5 protein-coding genes are annotated in these 25,065 nt (G+C 38.3%); all 5 read right to left on the reverse strand.

The genetic code is table 11. The annotated features are described in order from the left end of the window. Positions 1-10 precede the first annotated feature (10 nt). The 5 genes from BMW63_RS00770 to BMW63_RS00790 all read right to left on the reverse strand — a co-directional run bounded on the left by BMW63_RS00770 (position 11) and on the right by BMW63_RS00790 (position 25,033). Entirely contained in the window at positions 11-17,677 is a 17,667-nt protein-coding gene (locus tag BMW63_RS00770; RefSeq protein WP_074720252.1) for a T9SS type B sorting domain-containing protein, read from the reverse strand. Positions 17,678-17,942: 265 nt separating this feature from the next. Beyond that, positions 17,943-21,584 (reverse strand): PorP/SprF family type IX secretion system membrane protein, encoded by a 3,642-nt coding sequence (locus BMW63_RS00775; protein ID WP_074720254.1) that lies wholly within the window; start codon positions 21,582-21,584, stop codon positions 17,943-17,945. 1 nt (position 21,585) lies between these two features. After that, entirely contained in the window at positions 21,586-23,016 is a 1,431-nt protein-coding gene (locus tag BMW63_RS00780) for a T9SS type B sorting domain-containing protein (RefSeq protein ID WP_245744827.1), read from the reverse strand. A gap of 131 nt (positions 23,017-23,147) precedes the next feature. After that, complete coding sequence (locus BMW63_RS00785; RefSeq protein WP_074720258.1) at positions 23,148-24,437, reverse strand: hypothetical protein; 1,290 nt, start codon at positions 24,435-24,437, stop codon at positions 23,148-23,150. Positions 24,438-24,589: 152 nt separating this feature from the next. After that, on the reverse strand, positions 24,590-25,033 hold the full coding sequence (locus BMW63_RS00790) for a hypothetical protein (RefSeq protein WP_074720260.1): 444 nt from the start codon (positions 25,031-25,033) through the stop codon (positions 24,590-24,592). Between the last annotated feature and the right edge of the window lie 32 nt (positions 25,034-25,065).

Below are 25,065 nucleotides of genomic sequence, written 5' to 3' on the forward strand. Positions count from 1 at the left end.
ACTTTGCTGCTTATCTATAAAGCGTAAAGTGACCTACAAATTCGCGTGCATCCTTCTCATTTTTAAGTTTTAAAACATACCAATAATCTCCCGAAGGTAGTTCGTTTCCGTTGTATTTACCATCCCAAGACTGTCCTTGTCTGAAAGTACCCAGTTTTCGTCCGTAACGATCATAAACATAGAAGGACAAGTCCTTGTAATTTTCGGTATTAGTAGGAGTCCATGTTTCATTAGAACCATCCCCGTTAGGCGTAAACACATTCGGGATCTTGATATCAATAAATTCAAACGGTCTCGTTGCCGAAGCCACACAACCATACACATCCGTGACCGTGACCGTATAATCACCAGAACGATAGTAAATATATGTATTGGAACCTCCAGTAGATTCACCGTTAAAAGTATATTGATATCCTCCAGAACCTCCAGTAGCCGTAGCAACAATCTCATTCAATCCACCATCAGCAATTGAAACTGCTAAAGGCTGAACAACATCAATCTGGAAATAGTTAGAATCTTTTTCACAACCATTACTATGTCTCGCTCTAATAAAGTGATTTCCTGGTGGTACATCAGAAAATACCGGACTCATTTTATAAACTAAAGGACTTGGTGCAATTCCGTCTAAAACTAATGCGTAATCAACATCCGCAGGATCGGTAATACTTGCATCGACAGTCACCGTTACCGTATTACTAGCTGCGTTATTAAAGCAACCATACTCTACTGTCGCAACTGGTGCTAGTTTCACTGATGGAGCCATTGTTACAAGCCATTCTATAGTACAATCATTGGCATCTTTGATATAAACGGTATGTTCTCCTCCTACTAATCCAGAAAACGAAAATATAGTTTGCGTTGAAGTCCCAGTAGTATAAGTTCCATTCACATCATCTAAACTTACACTATATGGAGCGGTTCCTTCAGAAATATCAATATCAAAAGCACCGTCTTTATCTCCAAAACAAATTTCGTCAGCTACAGAACCCGGTACTGTAACAACACTTAATGAATTTGGTTCAAAAATTTCGACTCCAGTCATATAAACATAACAACCATTTTCATCTTGTGCAATTAAATCATATAAATCAGGTTTCAGATTTTCAAAAATATTAACATCAAAAAACTGATTTAAATTAGGTGAAATAGCATATTTTATAATTCCTGTTCCACCAGCAGCCGTTACAATAATTTTACCATTACCCTCTCCGGCACATGAAACATTAACGGTGGTAGGCACTGCAGTAAGAGCTGTTGCTGGTTCTTTAATTTCAATCATAGTAGACCTCACAGGGCCACAATCTACACCACTAGTTACCTCCACTTCATAAAAACCTGCCGCTAATTTCGTGAAGTTTCCTGGCGTGGTTTGAGTAGCGGTTGTAGTTATATCAACACCCGATTTAAATAATGTGTACACATAGTTCCCAAGACCTCCTTGCGCTGTAGCCACAATCACACCTGTCAAACCATCAGTACAATTGACCACTGCATTTCTTACATCTAGATTAATTACCAATGTAGGCAATGGATCAATTTTAATATCATTAGAAACATAGCTTACACAATCATTAGCATCTTTTACATAGTAACGATACGTTCCCACAGGTACCGAAATTAGTACTGATGGATTAAATGGTGCCGAAGGACTAGTAAATGCGGCATCTACACTGTATGTATAGGGCGCTGTTCCTCCAGTTGCCGTTAAGGTTAGTGTCGATTGAGTTAAACACGTTTGGGTAGTTGCAACTACTAAACTCGCTTTAACGACAGTTGGCTCATCAATTTTAATAGGCGCTGATACTGTAGAACAAGTCCAAGAATCAGATACTTTCACTTGATAACTTCCAGCACCCAGATTAGGGAATGTATTGGCTGCTTGTGGTCCGTTACTCGTTACGGTGCCATCAGCCAAAGTAGTGATCAAAGTATATAAATAATCACCTGAACCCCCTGTTGGTGTACCCACTGTAATTATTTCGCTAGTATCTCCGTAGCAACTTACAAGCAGTGGACCCGTTGTTGTCGTGAAAGTAATAAGCGTTGGGTTTGCCAATGGAACATTTACTGGATCTACACAACCTTTGCTGTCTTTTACATTTATCGTGTACCCACCAGCCGTTAAGCCTGTATACTCAGTTACATCAGAATAAGGACCTACTGGTGTACCATCTTTAATTAATTGGTATTCATAACCTCCAGGCCATCCACCGGTAGCCGTCACTGAAATCGAACCATCGTTGTTACCTGAGATACAAGTAATTTGAGTATGCGTTTCGGTAATATCTAAAACTTCCGTTGGTCCATTAATGGTAAAACTAGTAGACACTGTACAATAAGGAGAATCAACCAATATAGCATCAACTGTATACACACCAGATTTTAAACCTGTAATATTTGCTGTTACTCCTGTACTTGTTCCAGCATCTATTGTAGCACCCATAGCGTCTTTAACCGTATAATCAAATATTCCTGCTTGATCTAGATCTGTAGCACTAATTACTCTGTCAGTGAAAGTGATTGTTGCGCTTCCGTCCGTATCTGCAAAACACTTAAGATCTACAACATTAGAAGCTTTAAGTTCAAAAGTATTTGGGTTGTTTACATAATGCGTCGTTTGCGTGCTACAACCTGTAGCAGGATTAGTCACTGTAATAAAATAATTACCAATTGGTAATGCATCTACTCCACTGAAAACCCCATTATTATTAGAACGGCTATAAACAGTGCCTACTACTGCACCCACAACATCTTCTACTTTATAATCTAAAACTGGTGCAGGCGATCCAGTAACAGTAACAGTTACTGAAATCTCCTCATCATTTGTACAAGTAATTGCTCTAGTGACGGCAACCGTTGCTTTATCAATTCCTACAAAGGCATTAATCACAGCACTGGTTGTTCCCACGCATCCTTTATCATCATAGACATTCACGGTATAAGTTCCTCCTAATAAATCGGATTCGGTATACGTATCGCTAGGTCCAAAATAAACTACAATACCTGATTTTATAAACTCATAGTTTGCATACGTACTAGATCCACCTGTAACTCCTGTCACCGTAATAGTGGCAAAGTTTGTAGCGTTTCCTGTGGTACAACCATATTGCGTCACTGTAGGAGCTGGGACAGTAATAACTGCTGGTTCCTCTATCACAATAGATTTAGAATCCTGACAACCTCTTCCAGAAGTTACTGTTATTGTATAACTTCCTGCTGGCAATCCAGCGAATTGATCAGAAGGTTGTGCTGGGCGATTAAAAGCCGCTCCAACTAACGGAACTCCTGCTAAACTATAGCTGTAAACTGGGTTGTTATTGATTCCTGGTGCTGGTGTAGCAGCCGGTGTAGCCATGGTAGCCGTAATAGTACCATCACTACCTCCATTACAAGTTACTGCTGTTCTTGAAACAGCAAAACCTGTGATTGGCGTAGCGGCAACTAAATTTACCGTTACAAACTTAGTACACGTAGTGCTAGTTGGATCATTATCTCGAACTCCAAAAGTATGTGTCCCAGAAGAAACCGTATTAAATACATTTCCTGAAACAAAACCTAAACCATCAATATTATAAACATAGTTGGCAGGATTATTTGACCCCCCTGATGCAACAAGAGTAACAGTACCATCGCCATCTACACAGCTTGGTAAAGCCGTAATCTCAGCTTGCAAGGTTAAAGCAGGTAAAATAGTTACCAAAGCCAGTACCGTTGTTGGACAACCAAATTTATCTTTCACCGTTACATCATAAGTGCCTGGAGCATTTACAGTAAATATTGCGCTAGGTTGGAAACCGCTACCAATACTGTATTCATAAGGTGCCATTCCTGTAGCAACATTAATCGTAAAATCATACGTTCCAGTTACGCTTGGACATTGCGATGGAATCACAGCGGTGATACCTCCAGGTAATGGATCTGTTACAATCGTTACTAATACTGGTGCAGAAGTACAACCATTAGCATCCTTGGCATAAAAATCCCAAATAAGACTTGTAGCTGGATCAAGTACAGCTGAATCACTAGTAGTAAAAATGGCTCCTACTAATCCTGCCCCTGACACTACATACGTATAAGTATAATCAGGTGTACCGCCTGCGCCTGCAACTTGTACAAGTGCTCCAGTTTTACAATTGGCATTGACATTAGAAACTTCAGTAACCGTTACCGCAGTTGGCTGTGCAACCGTTATTGTTGCTGTTGAAGTACATAATGTAGTATTATCTGTTACATCTATTTTATAAACCCCAAAAGCCAATCCTGTTAAAGGAATCGTGTTAGCGAAACTAGTTGTATTTGCCACAAAAGCAAAACCATCTTTCGCTATACTATAATCATAAGTTCCTGTGAATATAGAAACATCAAAGGTTACTTTACCATCATTTCCAGTATTACAAGTCATATCAGCAACTAATTGACCCGTTACCGCAATGTTTTTAAGTGGTTGCACCGTGTATAATTCTTGGTACGAACAACCATTCTTGTCAGTAACTTTAAAAGTATAATCACCAGCGATTAAACCAGAAAAAGAATTAGAAACTTGTTGACCAACAACAATTGGTGATGGAGCAATTGTTTCAAATAGCAATGGAAGAACTCCACCTGTTGTTGTATTAATAGAAACTGTACTTGTAGTATTGGCTAGAGGAGCACAATAAAGAACAGTACCCGAAATATCCATATCAGTTGGTTTGTTTAATGGATTAATCGTTACTGTTTGAGGAGCTGTTTCACAACCATTCGCATCTTTAACCGTGTACGTAATGATTTGAATCGCTCCATTATCATTTACCGTAAAGGTATCTGTAGTAGTGTACCCAATTCCATTGAAATTATAATAGTACCCTGGCAATGTTGCTAGAGGTGTTCCTCCGGCTCCAACTACCGTGATTACAGTAGCCACACTACAAGTAGTATTAATCGAAGGCGTAGCTGATGCTGTTAAAATAGATGGCTCTGTAATATCAATCGCTGCCGCAGCAAGTGATGTACAACCTTTTGCATCTGTTACAACAATTGTATAAGATCCCGCAATTAAACCAGTATAGGCTCCTGATGCATCACCCGTTGTATTTACAACTGGGCCGCTAAGTGCAAAAGTATAAGGAGCAATCCCGTCTGCCGGAGTTACTAAAATACTTCCGTCGTTTCCACCGTTACAACTCACGTTTACTTGTGTTGTAGTAAAGGTTGGAACTGTTTTTGGCGTTACTATAATCTCATTAGACTCCGCTTGACAACCTTGATTGTCTGTAACTCTAAATTTATAAGTACCCGCTAATGCATAAGTATCTGGTGTTACTGCTGCAATATATGGGGCACCATTATAAGAAACTTCATAAGTAGTGTACACTCCGCTTCCGTTTGTGGCTACAAAACTTATAGTAGCATCAACAAGACAAGTCAAATCGTTGTCTAATGTAGCGGTAATTTGAACTTGTGGATTCACTACATAACTAGTAGTAATTTCACATCCATTAACATCTCTTACTCCAAAAGTATAAGTAGTTGCAGCGTTTAATGTTGCAATAGATCCCACTATGTCTGATCCGTTTACAGTATAAGAAGCTACTCCTGCAGGAACTGTGAAATAACCTGCAGTAGAAAGATCAACCGTTAATGGCGATCCTACAAAACACTGTGTCGGTATTGGTCCCGCAAATGTTGGCGCTGTTTCATAAGGAACGGCTACTGTTTGCACAGCAACACAACCATTCGCATCTTTTACATATACATCCCAAGATAAATCCGCAAAATTATTAGTATCTAAAGTAAGTACGTTTGAGTTAGTATAGGTTGGGACTGCAACACTTCCTGTTATTAATACAGCATACGTATAAACGCCAGTTCCTCCAGTTACCGCGCTAACGGTAATTTGAGAATCTTCCTTAGAACAGAATACCTTACTAGCTACTGGAGTAAATGCAATCGGATCTGGTAATACAATTATAACATCTGCATTTTCTGTACAACCTGTGGTGTTATCGGTAACAGCCACATTGTAAGTTCCTGCTGAAAGCCCTGTTAAAGTGATAACATCACCAACATTTGAAATTTGAGCTGGAAGTACTGCTGGTGTAACTACAACTGCGTAGTTTAAAGTTGAACTAAATCCTGTTACTGTGTATTGTGCAGAACCGTTATTAGTAGTTCCATTTGCAACATTACATGAAATATCATTAACCAATACTCCAACTATGGCAATTGGTGTAACTGGAACTACCGTATATGATTTTTCAAATGAACAACCATTAGCATCCGTAACTTTAAATAAATAAGTGTCTGGCGCTAACAAGTTAAATGTATTTGAAGTTCCATTATCAAAAGCCACTGGAGAAACGATCTCATATTTTGCTATTGGCGTGTACCCACCAACCACTGTCAAGGTTACATCTGAAGTTGGTACTGGACACGTTGGATCTGTTCCTGCAAAAGTAATATCAGTAATAGCTTGGTACGGATTTACATCGACTGAACCATTGAAGATACATCCGTTAAAATCTTTTACAGAGTAATTTACCGTCTGTCCCGCTAAATTCCCTACTACAAAAGTATTAGAATCTAAATACGTCGTCGAACCATCAAAATTATATTTATAAGGTCCCGTTCCTGTTCCAGCAGTAACATTTACGGTTACTATTGCAGGTTGAGGAATGTTACTTGCGTTACAAGCAAAATCAGTTACCGCGGGAGTGGCAGCAAGTAAAACTGGATCTACTAATGTTTCAGTATCTGTAAAAGTACATTGTTTTGCATCTCTTACAATATAAGTAACTGGTCCTGCGCCTAAACCTGTAAAGGTATTCGAAGACTGCCAAGTACCACCAGCATCAATACTATATTCATAAGGAGTCACTCCTAATGTAGCAGTAATGGTAAGCGTTCCATCTAGTATTGTCGGACAAGAAGGATTCGTAAAAGTGTGCGTTGCTGCTGGGTCAACCTTTGCATCAATAGTTACTACAGTACTCAAAACTGTACAACCATTCAAATCTGTGATTCTAAATTTGTACGTTCCTGCGGCTGTTGCAGTATAAGTAGCTGTTCTAGTATCCACAGCAAAAGGTACAATGGCGCCATAAGTAACCCCATTATCTGTAGAAACCTCATACGTGAAATCAGATAGTACATCCGCACTAGTAAACAAACCATCTGTTACAGTCAAAGTAACGATTGCGTCAGGACTTACTGTACAATCCAACTCTTTGGTCAATACTGCGTTTACTGATAATTTTTTGATAAGCGTAACTGTTTTAGTATCTGAACATCCATTGACGTCAGTCACTACTACTGTTTGAAGTCCTGAACTTAATCCCGAAATTGTATAAGGGAAAGAAGCCACGTTTTGAGGCGCACTTCCGTTAACACTTATTGTATACGGTGACATCCCAGCTGTTGGCAAATCAACATCGACAGAAAAAGCTCCTTCTAGTGCACAAACATCAGCCACTGTTAAAGCGATTACTGGTGTTGGGTCTTTTACTAAATTAACGACTGTAGACGACTGAATACAGTCGTAGGAATCTTTAACAAACACATAATAGCTTCCTGCAGCAACACTAAATGAACTAGTTGAAGCCCATGCTGGATCATTTGCCGCTGGTAAAGTTGCCGATGTTGAAATCATGAATGTATAAGGGCCAGTTCCGTCCTTAGCCACTGCATTAATAATTCCTAAATTATTACAGTTTTCATTATTAACTATCGAAGCAGTAACACTCAAAATAAAAGCAGATTGAGTAATACTGAAATTAGCTGTTACCTGGCTACAACCAGCATTAATCGCTCCAACATCTTCTTTTATTAGAACAAAATAATTACCCACCGGAAGGGCACCAAAATTGCTTATAGTAGTTGTCCCAGTTGGAATCGTAATTGATACAGCAGCTCCAATAGGCGCAATAGTAAATGAATCATATAATTGATACGTAATTGGTGTTGCAACTCCATACGAATTGGTTATATCAAAACTCACTTTACCATCAGTACTTCCGGTACAAGTAATGTTTTTTGGAACAACGTTACTTGTCGTTAAGGTTGAATTTGTTGGCACCGGTATAGTAGCTGCTTCATAGTAATAACATCCTGTTCCAGTTCCTGATGGAGGTGGTTGGTCATACACAATAAAAGTGTATTTAACCCCTGGAATCAAATTGGTAAAAGTGGCTTGTTTAGGAAATCCTGCATCTTCAGGTAACCAAACACCCGCTGGTAGAGGACTATAAACCATACCAGGACCTGTATAAATTGCGAAGAAAAACGGACCACTTCCTGTAAAAGTACCCGAATTAAGACTTACCACAGCAGAACCGCCAGTAGAACAATCTGATGGAGGCGATGTAACAGTTATATCTAAATCATCAGGTGGTGATGCCACTAATAAATCTTGAATTAATACAGAACAACCGTTCACATCTACAACTTTGATTTCGTATAAACCAAAATCCACAACATCAAAAGTTACTGAAGTATTTCCAATAGCATTATTTTCTGAAGCACTATACCCATTAGCGCTTGTAACAAAATAATTATAAGGACCCACTCCTCCAGTTACAGAATCAATAATTACTGAACCTTTAGAAATTCCACCAGCACCGCATGTGATTGGCACTTCATGATGAGCCACTATAATAGCAGCGTTTTGCGTAATTACGATAGTAGTTGGTTCCGTATATATACAGCCTTTGCTGTCTTTAACAGTAACAGTATAAGATCCTGCAATAAGACCCGTAAAAGTATTAGATGATTGGTATGTACCTCCATTTATATTATAGGTAAAAGGACCAATCCCTTTTGTAGCATCAATAGCGACTGTAATTACCCCCGTATTATCACCAAAACATTTAATATTCGTTTGTGTTATACCCGTAATAAAAGGATAAACAATTGGGTTTACCGTTACGCTATTAGTCACTTTAGGACAAGCTGGAATATTAGAATCTTTCACTTCAAACTGAAAAGTTCCTGCAACAGCCGTAGTGAATACATTTCCAACTAGGCCTGTTGTAGAATAAGTAGTTCCTCCATCAGATGAAACTTGATAAGTATATCCAGGTTTTCCTCCCGTGGCATTAATAGTAATCGTAGCATCAGGAGTTACGGTACAATCTAAATCTTTGGTCAAAACCGCCGTGGCAGTCATCACATTAAATACTTCTACTGTGGTTGTTCCTGTACAGTTATTAGCATCTTTTAGAGTAACCGTGTAGGTTCCTGCGGTACTTACCGTAAATACAGGACTTGATTGAAAACCACCGCCTATACTATAAGTTAAGGTTCCTACTCCACCAGTACCAGTAGCAGTAATAGTGTATGAACTTCCATTAGAAGTACATTGATTCGTTACTACAGCCGTAACGGTTGGAGATGGATCTTTGGCAATAGCAACATCTAATTTAAATGTACAACCATTAGCATCTTTTACCCATACATCCCAGTTAGCATTTGTCAAAGGATCTAAATTAGCCACATTACTAGCTATATAATCAGCAGCTACTGGTGCTACTAAATCTTGCATGTAAGCATACGTAAATCCTGGTGTTCCGCCAGCAGGAGTAACTGTAACTTTTGAAGTCGCTATATTACAATTGGCATTTACATTAGATGCAAGCGAAAGACTCAATGCTACTGCTGGTTCTGAGATAAGAACATCAGTGTCTTTGGTACATCCTGTAGTGTTATCGGTCACTTTTACGTTGTATGTTCCTGCCGTAAGGTTAGATAATGTAATAACATCGCCTACAGTAGTGTATGCCGTTACTGGTGTTACTACTACAGCATAATTTCCTGTAGCACTGAATCCAGTTACTGTATATCGCGCTATTCCGGTATTCCCTGAATTACATAAAACATTAGAGATAGTTTGACCTGTAATGTTTATAGGTATAACTGGATCGACCTTATAGGATTTAGTATAGGTACAACCATTTGCATCAGTAACTTTGAAAAGATAAGTTCCTGCAGTTAATCCTGTAAATGAATTTGAGGTTTGTTTAGCTCTAATTATTGGAGAAGGAGCAATAGTCTCGTATTGCAATATTCCCGCTCCTCCTGTAGATCCTAAAGTAATAGTTGTTGTAGTTGCACTACAAGTAATAGCACCTGATGGCGTAAATGTTAAATCCGTTGGTGGGTTTAATTTGAATACCGTAATATTTTGCGAAACCGTAATACATCCATTAGCGTCTTTTACTTGGTACGCTATAACTTGATCTGTTCCGTTGTCATTTACTACTAAAGTATTAGTACTAGTAAATGCACCTCCGTTGAAACTATAGGTATAAAGTCCTGTACCGTCATGTCCTGTCACCGTTACCGTTGCTGTAGTACTACAAGTTGTTGTTGGTGTGTAAGCTGCCGTAGCTGATAACGCAATTGCTGGTTCTGCAATAGTAACCGCAGTGGAAGCTGATGTACAGCCCAAAGCATCTGTGATTATGATATCGTATATTCCTGCTACTAATCCAGAAGGATTATTGGTTGTGTAATTTGTAAACGGAGCCGTTCTTTTTGTAGTGCTATACGTATATGGCGCTTTTCCAGAAGTAGGAGTAATAACGATACTTCCTGTTGCATCCCCTTTACATTTTACATCAGTTTGTGTAGTGGTTAATGTTAAAACAGTCGCTTTGGTTACTACTATTACATCCGCAGATACAGCAGTACAAGCTGGTGTCGCTGAGTCAGTCACTCTAAATCTATATGTTCCTGCAATAGCAGTTACATAAGGACTTGTGGTCGTTGTGTAAGTAACACCTCCATCAGATGAAACTGCAAAAGTATGTACTCCTGTTCCGCCAGTGGCAGTTAAATTTATCGTTGTGTTTGGTGTACAAGTTGCATCTGGAACTACAGCCGTTGCGATTGCTAATTGTTGCGCAACCACATAAGGAGTAGAAGCGATACAACCAAAACCGTCTTTTAGATATAAGGTATAGCTTCCTGGATTTAAGTTGAAAGTGGCAGTCGATACGTAACTTGTTCCATCAATACTATATGTAGTTGTTCCTGTTGCACTTCCTGTAATAGTCACTGAAATTGCGGTTCCGGTATAACATTGTGTCGCTGGTGTATTAATAACTGGAGCGGTTTCAGCACCAACTACAATGGTGTTTTTCTGAATACAACCATTATTGTCTTTTACATAAACATCAATGTTACTTGTTAAAACAGCGGTATCTACCGTTGTCGTAGATCCATAAACAGTACTTGGCACTGTCGAAAGACTTGCTGCATAAGCGTAGGTATATCCTGGAGTTCCACCAGATAATGTTGGGAAACTTATCGTTGATAGTTTATTGTTACAACTTGTTTTAGTCGCGTCTAATGTAAAGTTAATTGCTGTTGCAGCAGTGATCGTTACCGAAGCAGTATTAGAATCACATTCTGTAGTAACATCTTTAACTACTAAGGTATAAGTTCCTGCTCCTAATCCTGTAACTGTTACCACATCTCCAGATTTAGTGATTTGAGCCGCTGGAACTGTTCCTGGTGTTATCGTGTACGTATAGTTACCCGATGCACTTGCACCTGTTACTGTAAATGTTGCAGTACCATCATTGGCTCCGTTACATTTTTCATCTGTTTTAACTCCCGAAACCGCTATGATAGCCGCTGGAGCAATAGTTTGTGAAGCACTCACCGAACATCCATTAGCATCCGTAACTTTGAAGGTATAGGTTCCTGGCGCTAAATTGGTGAACGTTCCTGAGGAAGCTCCCGAAACACTTCCCACTGAAGCAGCAGGAGCCGTAATTTCAAAATTAAATGGGCTAACCCCCGCAACTGGTGTAAGTGTTATTGAAGTTGTTGTTCCTGTTGACAAACAAGTAATGACATTCATTCCTGAAAACGTAATTCCTGTTGGTGGGTTATATGCTGGAATATCTATTGTATTAGTATCTATACAACCTTTACCATCTTTAACCGAAAAAGTAATAGTTTGAGGTGCAACCGTATTGGTAACAGTTAGCGTATTGATTGCCGTATAAGTTGAACTTCCTTTAAAGCTATACGTATAAGTTCCTGTTCCACCTGCTCCTGCAGAAGTAATAAGTGTAGTGGTACTACACGTTGAATTTACAGGTATAGTTGCTGAAGCAACCACTTGAGTTGGATTGTTTAGTGTAACCGGATAAATAGGAGAAACACATCCTTTACTGTCTTTTACTTGGTACGTATGTGCTCCTGCTGACAAACCACTATTTAAGCTAGGAGAGCTAAAAGTAGTATTTCCATCAAAACTATAGGTATATCCTCCGGAACCTCCAGCTGGTATAATTTGTATTTGTCCGTTTGTTCCATTAAAACAACTTGGATCTGTCTGGTTGTTGGTTGCTGTTGGATTACTGATTGCATTTACCGTAGCCGTAGCTGTTGTTTTACAACCTATATTATCCGTAATTTCAAAAGTATAAATATCTGCAGTAACCGCAGTATAGCTAAACGAAGTTGGGCTTGGGCCCGCTATCGATGGGCTGACAGCTCCATAACTACCCGTTACTGTTTTTACTTTATAAGTAAATGGCGCATTTCCACCTGTAATATCCACTTTTATGGTTGCATCTTTGGGTGCGTCACAAGTTAGTTCTTTGGTGATCGAAGCTAGTGCTTTAAGCTCTGGTGCTATAACAATATTATTTATAGTAGCGGTACAGTTATTACTATCTGTTACTACTATACTATGTGTACCAACTCCAACATTAGTAAATGTATTACTGTTTTGCGCTGCTAGACCGTCTAAACTATAGGTTAATGTTCCTATTCCGTTAGCGGTCACGATAAGTGTGGCTCCTGTGGCAGCCGTATAACATAAATTTGAGGAAGCATTCAAAGTTGCGGTAACTGCTGGAGCTGCGTCTACTGGTACTGCTACTCCATCAGCAATAACACATAAATTGGCATCTTTTACAAATACGGTATAACTTCCTGCAGCTACATCAAGAAACTGTGCATTGGTTTGAAAAGCACGAATTACAGCAACACCATCGGCTGCACGTAACTCGTAATAGTATGCTGGCGTTCCACCACCACCAACAGCTGTAATCGTAGCTCCCGTTGCACAAGTCGCTAGTTTTCTAACGCTTGCTGTAAGGGTCAATAATGCCGGTGCAGTAATACTTTGGGGTAAGGTAAATAAACAAGGGCTAGCTGATAAATCATATTGTACCCTTACACTGTGGCCTCCTGCTGGCAAACCACTAATTGTCAATGGAGAGGTAGCACGCAATACAAAAGGCGCCCCGTCTAGAGAATAATAGAATCCTCCAGAGGCAAAATTTTGCGCTGCTATAGTAATAGTACCATTAGCAAGTCCATTACAGCTTACTTCGGTATGTCCAGTTATTGCAGCCGTAAAAGCTTTTCCTGAATCAATTGTAATAGGGAAATCTTTTTTGGTAATGCAAGCTTTTGGTAATTGGTATACTCTAATATCATCTATGGCAACATCATTACCATTAGTATCGCTTTTAATCGAACGAACAATAAATCTTAAAGTGGTATTTGCTCCTGGGTTAAGAGTTATCGGAGTTTTAGGGTATTTTTCCCATAATTGTGTTTTCGGAATATCACCTGTTGAAAATGAAGAAATTTCGGTTCCCGAAGCATCTACAAGTGCTACTAATAAATCTGCATTTATTTGTGTATTACCTGTTTTAAGTAGATTCTTAGCATACAACTCAAAATTAATGGGCTGGTTAGGAATAATATCACTAATTACTTTTTGATATATGATATCAGTCTTCGCAATTTTATCTCCTAAGTTAATAACTAAGCATCGTCCTTTTGGAGTTGCAGGAACCGTTTGAGGAGTATGATCTCCAGGCTGAATCCATGGACCATAAGGACTAACAATTTTTGCTGTAACAGAATAATCTCCATCTTGGATTACAATACTATTTTGACATTGTGTTGCTGCAACTTGTCTTTCAAAGCAATAAAAAGTGGTGTTAATTCCTGGAGATGTAGTATCATCTCCATATCCAAAGCTTTCAAACAATAAATTACTATAGGTAGTAACGCTCTGCAATTTATAATTTACGGTTATGGTATGAGGTCCTGAAGGTACATTAGTGAAAACGTTATTAGTCGCTGGCGTATTAGGGATTCCATCTCTTAAGTACTCATAACTATAATTTACTCCTCCGGGATTAGTTACCGTAACGGTACTTGTTGCTGAACCGTTACAATTAAATACCGGGCTGTCTACGCTTATCGTTGGCGCAACTGGTTCTGGATCAATTGTGATGTTAGGCATGGCATAAATACAACCATTTGCATCTTTGATGTACACTGTATAAGTTCCCGGAGCTTTGAATGCATCATTAACCGTAGACCAATCGGACGGATTTGATGGATTATTAAAATTATATTCGTAAGGCGCGACACCCCCCTGTGGGTTGGTAATTCTTATTTTTCCTTCACCTGCCGGTCCGCAACCTGCCAGTTCAGAAACTCCCGCAGAAGCGGTTAAGGCTGCAAAGGGTTGTGTAAGGGTTATATCTGGTTTAGTATCAAAACAGTCTACCCCATTCAAAGAATATTTAATTTTTGGAGAATAGGTCGTCCCTGCGATAAGGTTAGAAAAGGTATTGCTTGATACATAAGGCGTCAAACCACCATCGATACTATAGGTTACTGTATAGCCATTGGTATTAGACACATTAAAGATAATTTGCCCTGAATTATCTCCATAGCATTTTATATCTGTCCCTTTAACTTCCCAAACTGGTTTAGGAATGGCGTCCACTACTAATCCAGGAATAGGATAAACACAATTATTTTTGTCGGCAACATTTATAGTATAAGTGCCTGCTGTTGGCACCGTTATTATCTCACTAGTGACATAAGCACCTCCATTTACTGAATAATAATAAGGAGAAGTACCTCCACTTGGGGTGACAGTTATTTCGCCATCTTCGCAAGTCAAGGCTTTTGTTAAAGCGGCATTGGCCGTTAATTTTGCTGGTTCAATTATTGATATTGGTTGCGTGTTACTACACTCGATGGTGCCAGCTCCCGTTATGGTTACAGTCTTGACATCATAATCTCCAGGATTTACGTTTTCAAAAAGAAACTGGTTAGTACTAGAAAGTAGTCCCGAGGTATTAACTAGAGTAGTAGTTCCTTTAATATAAAGATCAAATCTATACTGTGGTCGTACGTTATTTGCTACAGCTAAAATAGTGGCTTTATCTCCAAAACAGGCAGGCTGAGTTGCATTAAGAGTAACAGTTAAATCGTTTTTGCTAATCGATATGTTTTTAACCTCAAAAATACAAGGATTACTAGCAACGCCTGTTTGTTTTATATATACTTTATAAGTATTAGGTGTAGTAATCGGAAAAACATTAGAAGATTGATAGTTAGTGCCATCCAAACTATATTCATATCCTGCAGGGACACCTCCTACGCTAATAGAACCTGGAGTGCTACAAAAAATATCAGTTTTATTGACATTTGGATTTAATAGATTTTTATAAACATTAAAATAGTAGCGGTTAAAACAACCACCAGCATAATTTATGGTTAATCGATATTGTCCTGCCGTATCAGCAGTAAATTTGGCACCATTAGGACCTGCAGATGTCCATACACAAGAAGCACTTTCGTTCGCACAATCCGTAGATAATGCCGCAGGAGCTGCGCAAGTAGTTGTTTCCCAAACGATACTTGACGCACCCGAAATACCTGTATCTATTTCCCTAGATGCTGATGCTCCACAAAGGAAAATTTTAGGCAAAAACACCCCATTATTAGGACAAACTGGACTCGTTTTATTATCTGCATAAGCAGTCACGGGATTCGTAGTTGTCCCTCCAAAAGTAGCCACCGTAATTTCCTCATTATAATCAGTACAAGGCTTATTACCAACACCAAATACTTTGTAAACACCGGGTTGGGTTACGGTAACGGTTTGTCCTGTCGCTGTAAATCCAAAAGGACCCGACCACGTATAACTAGCGTAACCGTTTGAAGCCGTTATTACAGAACTTGCACCGCATAAAACTGCATTTTTGGTAAACAAACAATCCTTTACTCCAACCAAGAAATTGGTCGCTTGCGGCGTTCCTAAATTACAGGCGGTAAAAGCAGATAAACTAGGGTCGTCTGTTATTTGAGTAGGATTAACACTTCCTTTATAGGTAGCATAGGCTGTGTTCTGAATTATATTTTGACAAGCGTCACTCAACTCATTACAAGTATCAACCACCTTCACTTTAAGTTTAATACTATAATGTACAAAAGGCGGTCCAGGCGTAAGATTAGCTTTAACCAAATTGTCCGGAATGTTAAAAATAATCGTACGAGTAGCTGCATTATAACTATGCGTGACCCCTGATGGTAATGTGGCAAGATCAATATCCGCAGGATAATTAAATTTAATATTGATCGGTAAAATATCTTTAATTGTAAAACCAGTAGCATTATCATTTCCCTGATTTTCAAAACCAATAACATAATTTAATTGCTGACCAAGGGTAACGTCTGTATTGCTGGCATCAGCACCCGCATTGTCTTTGACTTCTTTGGTAAGTAAAATAGCAGGTTCTATAATGTCAACAGCAAAAGTAGTCACAAAAGCACCATATCCATCGCCAGAAGTAGTCAATTTTAAATCTCCAGCGGTTTCATTATTTGGCAAAACCTTATTTAAAGCATTTGGAATTATAACATTTTTGATATCATAGCCAAGTAAGTTTTTACTTGCTGGATTTCCTGATGTTACTTGAACTCCGTTATTAGAGTTAGTAGAATTAAAAAAATTGCTGGCTGGACTTACAGCATCACTTATATTAGTAAAAGTAGCTTTTGATGCTGCCTTAAATTGAAACGTATCGCCTGAAATACCAAGATCTCCTTCTAAAGCAGAAACCCCAATTTTTGCACTCACAGGAAATGGTGCCGGTAATGTTTTAAAACCCGAGATCGGAATATTTAATTGATTCGATCCTTGTACTCCAGCATAGCCATCAAAAATAGAAATAAACTTACTTGGTAAAGTAGGACTCTCATAAATAACCACTAAAGTCCAACCTGCTGCGCATCCTCCATTTCGACTCCCTCTTGTAGCTCTTAAATTAGCTAAGGTATATGTACCATCCGCATCTGCCAAAGCGGCTATATCGCTCGTAATGTCTTTGAAACATATGATAGGAGAGTCTTTGAAAGAATTATTTATATCAGTGTAATTGTAACCATCATAAATAACTTCTTTCGGGTTTGTTTTACTCGCTGTTAAATCAAGATTAGTCCCATTTGGTAGTTTAAATTTAACCTGATTCCAGTCGTTCAACCGTGGCGTACCAACAAAGTCCTTACCTCCATCTGTTCCGACTTCATTAGGATAGATTGATGCCCAATATAAGCCCGCAAACACGATCCGTTTGCAACTATTATTAATTTCTAACTTGGCAGTACTCGAACTAAATGTTGATGCATCCGAATCTACATCGATGTACTCTCCTACCTGATTGTTGTTATTTCCAGTGCCATTGTAAGGAGATGCCAACCCTTTTCCTTTAATAATACTATTACCAATTAATAATACATCACCTTTTACTTTGATATTTCCACCAGTCAATCTAGGTGTAAAAGGAGTTTTTAACTGTGCAAAAACAGCAGTAGTATTTAATATAAATACTATCAGTATAATTAGGTAGTTTTTTGCTTTCATAAATGTGGCATTTTAATCAAACCTTACGGCTTTAAAATTATATATATTGCGATAACCCAACAGGGTTGTACTTTAAACTTGTTTGGGAAATCAAATTTCCTGTTTGCCTGTGGGCTGTAATTTCCTTTCCACTCCCGACAACTATCTTCATTGTTTCTTTTGGTCAAATCAAGTTCTTCACGACGAACGGATGAGCATCATTTTAATCCTGACCCATAAAGACCTAAGCATCGTGGGATTTAATTCCACGATGCTTTATCTATTCCTATTCTACCTTAATAATTACCATTTTACCATTATACGGCTTCTTGCCTTTTGATCCTAGGGCGTTCTGCGCTTCCTGCAAATTATCATATTTATCGCCATAAATAAAATAGTTGCCTGAATTTACGTCATAAAAGAAATTAACATTTGATAGTCCCGCTGACACGGCTTTTGTTAAGAAAGCATCTCTTTTTGCTACCTCTTTATGTGCAGCAAGTATTAAATAATAGCCTCCTTCAACATTTTTAATATTCTTCTTAATTTGCATATTGGCTTGCTCCTCTCCATAATCAAAATCTTCTGATTTGACCGGCACTGCACTTACTTTTGTTGTTTCTTTAATACGTTTTAAAGCAGCAACGTCTTCTAAATACCTTCCGTCATCATTCACAAAAGCAGCACGTTTTATTCTACGTTTCCTCTCAATTTCTGCTTCCACTTTAATCTTTTCTAAAGAGGCAATTAAATTTACATTTGTCTGCTCTGCTTTTAATTGTGCACTTTTTAAAGATGTAATAGTACTCAAATAACTTTGTGTAAGCGCATCATTTTTATCGGATACTTTCTTAACTCGTTCGTCATACAAGACTTTGAACTTATTTAAGAGGTCATTCTGACTTTTATTTGCATCAGCAATTTGTATTTTTAGAGATTCCAGTGCATCATTCTCGCCTGCAGTGCTTTTGAATTCTTTTGGAGCACTGACGATTCCTTGTTCACTTAAATCATTCTCCTTTTTTAGATCCTTAAGCTCTTTTTCTTTATTAGCTACCTTTTCATTCAACTGAGACAACAATTGTTTTTGCATCTCATTTGAATTCTCCATTATTTGAGCCAAATTATCCATCGCTTTCGCATTGGTGTCTTTCGGAACTATGCTTGCTTTAGCCTGCGCTTCTGCGTCGGCTTTTGCTTTGGCATCCGCTTCTAATTTTGCTTGTGCCGCTGCATCCGCTAGTTTAGCTTCAACATCTGCTTTCGCTTTGGCGTCTGCTGCTAATTTCGCTTGTGCTGCTGCATCCGCTTTCGCTTTGGCATCTGCAAGTTTAGCGTCCGCATCTGCTTTTGCTTTTGCATCCGCCGCTAATTTCGCTTGTGCTGCTGCATCCGCTTTTGCTTTGGCATCTGCAAGTTTAGCGTCCGCATCTGCTTTTGCTTTGGCATCCGCCGCTAATTTCGCTTGTGCTGCTGCATCCGCTTTCGCTTTGGTATCTGCAAGTTTAGCTTCAGCATCTGCTTTTGCTTTTGCATCCGCCACTAATTTCGCTTGTGCTGCTGCATCCGCTTTCGCTTTGGCATCTGCAAGTTTAGCTTCAGCATCTGCTTTTGCTTTTGCATCCGCCGCTAATTTCGCTTGTGCTGCTGCATCCGCTTTCGCTTTGGTATCTGCAAGTTTAGCTTCAGCATCTGCTTTTGCTTTTGCATCCGCCGCTAATTTCACTTGTGCTGCTGCATCCGCTTTCGCTTTAGCATCGGCAAGTTTAGCTTCTGCATCTGCTTTTGCTTTTGCATCCGCCGCTAATTTCGCTTGTGCTGCTGCATCCGCTTTCGCTTTGGCATCTGCAAGTTTAGCATCGGCATCTGCTTTTGCTTTTGCGTCTGCTGCTAATTTCGCTTGTGCTTCTGACTCCGCTTTTGCTTTGGCGTCATCAATAAGTTTCGTCTGTGCTTCTGCATCTGCTTTCGCTTTGGCATCTGCCGCTAATTTGGCTTGCGCTGCTGCATCGGCTTTTGCTTTGGCGTCATCAATAAGTTTCGTCTGTGCTGCTGCATCGTCTTTTGCTTTGGCGTCTGCCGCTAATTTATCTTGTGCTGCTGCATCGGCTTTTGCTTTAGCATCTGCTGCTAATTTATCTTGTGCTGCTGCATCGGCTTTTGCTTTGGCATCAGCTGCTAGTTTCTCTTGTGCTGCTGCATCTGCTTTTGCTTTGGCGTCATCAATAAGTTTCGTCAATGCTTCTGCATCGGCTTTTGCTTTGGCATCAGCTGCTAGTTTAGCTTGTGCTGCTGCATCAGCTTTCGCTTTGGCGTCATCAATAAGTTTGGTCTGTGTTTCTGCATCGGCTTTCGCTTTGGCATCTGCCGCTAATTTAACCTGTGCTGCTGCATCGGCTTTTGCCTTGGCATCTGCTGCTAATTTCGCTTGTGTTGCGGCATCGGCTTTTGCTTTGCTATCAGCTGCTAATTTAGCTTGTGTTGTGGCATCGGCTTTCGCTTTGGCATCTGCTGCTAATTTAGCTTGTGTTGCGGCATCGGCTTTCGCTTTGGCATCTGCTGCTAATTTAGCTTGTGTTGTGGCATCGGCTTTCGCTTTGGCATCTGCTGCTAATTTAACCTGTGCTGCTGCATCAGCTTTTGCCTTGGCATCTGCTGCTAGTTTAGTCTGAGCTGCTGCATCTGCTTTTGCTTTGGCATCAGCTGCTAATTTAGCTTGCGCCGATGCATTGGGCTGTAATTTAGCTTGCGCTTGCGCATCTGCTTTTGCTTTGGCATCTGCCGCCAATTTAGCCTGTGCTGCCGCATCTGCTTTCGCCTTCGCATCTGCAATTTCTTGCAATTTGAATAATCGTCTTTCTTCCTTTTGAACAATTAAAGCCTCTTTGAGTTCTTTTAATTTTTGAGCATCAATCGGAGAAAGAATTGTAGATTCTTTTGGTTTTACATTAACTGGTTTTCTCTCCGCTGCAGCAATAAGCGAACCTTCTTCTTCATCATCGCCATAGTAGAAATTATTACTTTTGAATTTATATGCAAATACGATTTCATGTGAAGATCCAAAATTAGAAAAATTTCCAGTTCCTTTTTCAAAATTATACTCAACCGCTATTCTTGAAGTTATGTTCATCCCTACCCCAGCAGACATTCCGTACAAGGTATTATAACCTGCCTGTGCCCAAATTCCTTTGGGAACAGTAAACATCACTAAGCCCGAAATAACAGTTTTGTCTTTTTTAAATTCGCTTTTAACTAAACTTGAAAATTTACTCTTGTCAAAAAAACCATACGTATCTAAATATCCCGTATACATAATGTGCCCTTCAATGCTTTTTTCGGGATCCTCTTCAACTAATTTGGACGTTTTAAGATTATATAAAAAAAGGTTATTTGCAGAAATACCAAAATCTAGAAAAGCGGTTCCGTAATTTATACCTGGGTTAACCGTTAATAAAGAATTAGAGGGTACGTTGTCTAAAGCTGGATCAGGGTAATTCGATATTACCTTACCGCTATTTAGGCCGCTTTTATAAAAACCCACATTCACACCGAAAGTCAGGTTACTGTCTTCTTGAAGAACAACATTGTGAGCAAAATTTCCAACAGCTCCAAAAGTAGTTAAAACACCATAATTTTGCTGAAACAAACCAATAGCCATTCCTTCATTCTCACCAAACCTCCCAGAATAACTAGCCAAATAAGTTAAAGGTGCATTATCAAATTGAATCCATTGTCTTTTATTATAAAAACTAACATAGGTGTTTTGTTCCCTAACAAAACTAAAAGTAGGGTTGATTAAAAATTTATTAAACTTCAAGGAATTCCTTATGGGTAATGAAAACGAAACAACTCCATTCTCTTGGTCTTGAGAATAGAGTAATTGAGTTGTGCCATAAAAAAGGGCTATGAAAAGTAGAATTTTTCTCATTTTATTTAAACACGGTTATTGAGCCTTTTTTTACTTTTTTATCTTGTGTTGTAATAATATAATAAAAAACTGGGGTTACATTTTTAAAATCAACCTGATTATCAGGCCAATTATTTTGATAATCATTGGTTTGAAATACAATTTCTCCTTGAGCACTGATTACCATTATTTCGGTATTTGTGCCACTCACATATTCTTGCGGTAAAACCCAAGTATCATTTACACCGTCGTTATTAGGGCTTACTATGTTAGGTATATCTGCTACGTCTGGAAACGGATTGGGATCAAAAGATAAGTTCACTATAAATGGCAACTCACTAGAACTAACACATCCCGAGGTTTGAGTAATCACCACCTTGTAACTTCCTTTACTAGTAACGCTATAGGTGTTTCCTATTGCACCAGGAATAACAACATCATTTAAATACCATGCAAACGTAGGATTGAGTGCATCAGTTGTCACGACTGTCTCTAAAGATTCTCCAGGCGCAATTGTATTCACATCGCTAACGTTGATACTACTCGCAAATTTAACATTTTGCAAATCAATCGAAGCATTCGCCTGACAACCTCCAAAATCAACCTTTACAGCATATTTTCCAGCAACAGTAGCACTAAAAGTTTGGCTATTAGCACCCGCCATAACGCCATTTTCATTTGACCATTGGTAATTGTTACCTGCAGTAGCGCTTAATATTGTTGCGCCTTGTGCCGCACAAAAAGGATTTCCTTTACTTGATATAATCGTAGCTGTACCAGAGGTTGAAGATGCCGAAACAGTAACTCGATTTGAATATGAATTTGATGTACAAGTACCATAATTCGTTTCTACATAATAAATTCCTGGGGTACTAACCGTATAGCTACCGGCTGCTGCGGAAGCGAGTTTAGTTGGTGGTAGTGTCGATCCGTTATCTTTAAACCAATTATAGGTTAAAGAGGGATACTTTAATGGGGAATCATTAGTTCCGGTTCCTGGATTATCAATCGTTAAAACGTAACTTCCCCCAATACAATAGGTGGCGTTTCCTACAAAGTTATTAATCGAAAACGGAGTGTCTTGTATTTTATAATAGGCTGCAAAAGAATTAGATACAGGACTTGTAAAAGCTGCTGAAGTACTTCGTATTCTAAGTTTATAACCTTCACCCGCTGTAGTGGTAGGCACCGCAAACGCAAGAGTTGCTGGAGAGCTGCTAACTGCTCCCGCAACAGAAGTGTAAAGTACTGTAGGCGTCGCAGAGAAATTACCCACCGGATCTGATAACTCCACTATAAATTGATTAGTAGGAGTTACTCCTGCGGCATTAAAAGTAAATTGAACTTCAAAACTATTAAATCCAGAATTTGCACAAATATAACTAAGGAAAGTAGGTTTTCCAATAGTCATTTGAGCATATAAACTGGCTGTTAAAGGTAAAACCAAAAACAAAAAACAAAAAAATTTTTTAAAGAAAAGGGGTGTTTTTCTATACATTATTTGGTCTAATTAAAAACATATTATATGTCATTAGTATAAACCTCCACGTCATAAATCAAATAATTTTACAGTAGGGTTTTCAATTAATGATTATTAGAGGCCGTAATTTTAGAAAGTTGTAATCTAAAATCTGGTTTTTTCTCATTAGCGAAATCGATAAAAGTTTCCTTATTATCGCTTTTGGCAAACACATTAAAAAATGCGCTACTACCATACCAACTCTCTAAATCATCATTATTAGAGTTGAATTCCGTAAAGATATTTCCATTACAAAAATTGAAATACATATCTTCAAATTTAATCTTAATCAAATTTGCGTTATTAATAACGATATTATTGTCTAACAAAACCGCAGGATTAAACCCAGAAATAACACTTCTCTTGAAAACAATAGAGGCGTTGTCTCCTATATGTACCGCTTCTTTCACTAAACCCTTTTGAATATCAACGCTTAAATTATCACTATCATTAACGAATGTTAGATTAGTTGCTGTAACCAAGGTTTGTTTTTTAGTAAAATCAACTTCTGATTTTTTATCATAAGAGGCAATATCCATACATCTGGAACCCGTATTACTTGATATGTATGAGTTTCGTATTGCAATGGAGTTATCAATGCGACATTGAGTTCCATAATTAAACTTATAATCAATACTACTTGATTTAAAAGAAACTAACTTATTCAGAACAACTTCTCCTCCAAATACTTCAAAAGAATCACCGGCACAATAACTTACCATTATGTTTTCGAACACTGTTTTGTTCCCTACACCACCTAATAGCAACCCATTAAAAACACCTGCGTCTTTTATACTTTTCCCAGCAAATTCAATTCTTACATATTTCAAAATACCTGAATTGCTACTTGGATTTGTACCTCCATAAGAAGTCAAGGAATTATCCAAATCAAAATTTACAGACGAAACATTTCCAAATTTATTAATAGGAGCATCTCCTAATATGATTATTCCTCCCCAATCTCCCGCTTTTCTTACTCCTCTATTAGAGGTAAAAACGATCGGGTCTGTCTCTAAACCTTCTGCAATAATGCTAGCACCTCTTGTGATGGTGAGCGATGCTTTAGAATCATAGTCTCCTAGTATTACAGTTCCTGGTTCAATGGTAAGAACAGCATTATTAGTTACGAATACGCTTCCTTGTAACACATAAACATTCTTCTTGTACAGCTTTGTATTTACAGAAATAGAACCTGCCAATATCTGATTGGCTTCGCTATACTCAACTTTATTGGGTCTAAATTCTGTCCAGTAATTTAACCAGTTACTAGAACCTATAATTCCTTTTTCTTGCTGTGCGTTCACACTGCAAACTCCTAAAAGGAAAATCACTAAAATTTGGGGTAATTTTTTCATGGCATTAAAAGATAAAATTAATAATCCAAAAACTCTTTCCAGCTTTTGCGGCTTATTTCAGCATAAATTAAATATGTGTTTTTAACTATTATTCGAAATCAGCACGCTACTCTTATAAAAACCAATTATTTAATGAAACCGAATTTTAATCATTAGTTAGAGTCAAACTCATGTAATGATTTCATTATATTTTCATAAAACAGAATAGCATTTATTAAATTTCTTGTATCAGAATAAGGTACCATTGTTCTTTGAAACTCAACTGTAGATTCAAGAAACTTCGTGCAGCTTTCATCCTGACTAGCTAGTGCTTTTTTATTGTCTGCGTTATTAGGTATTCCTAAGTCCGTTAGAGTTACTCCTGGCTTAGTAGCTAAAGCAATGTGAGGCAGTATTTTAACCAAAACTTTTATACGTTCAATATATAATTCTAATAATTCTCCTTTATTCATTTCTTTTAACTCTTGCTGAACGTGATAACCTCTTATTACCGCTGTCTTACTAATAATACTTTGAGGCAAATCTTTGCTTTGAGCAGATACACCGCTTATCGATAAAATTAAAAATAAACTTAAAAAAACAATCTTCCTTTTCATAATTAAATAATTTAAACATTAGTTAAGAAAAA

It is taken from the genome of Flavobacterium frigoris (assembly GCF_900111075.1).
GTDB classification, from domain to species: domain Bacteria; phylum Bacteroidota; class Bacteroidia; order Flavobacteriales; family Flavobacteriaceae; genus Flavobacterium; species Flavobacterium frigoris.

Excerpts from the sequence above, each read along its gene's own strand:
- BMW63_RS00770 (WP_074720252.1), bottom strand. The coding sequence starts at position 17,677 with ATGAAAGCAAAAAACTACCTAATTATACTGATAGTATTTATATTAAAT.
- BMW63_RS00775 (WP_074720254.1), bottom strand. The coding sequence starts at position 21,584 with ATGAGAAAAATTCTACTTTTCATAGCCCTTTTTTATGGCACAACTCAA.
- BMW63_RS00785 (WP_074720258.1), bottom strand. The coding sequence starts at position 24,437 with ATGAAAAAATTACCCCAAATTTTAGTGATTTTCCTTTTAGGAGTTTGC.
- BMW63_RS00790 (WP_074720260.1), bottom strand. The coding sequence starts at position 25,033 with ATGAAAAGGAAGATTGTTTTTTTAAGTTTATTTTTAATTTTATCGATA.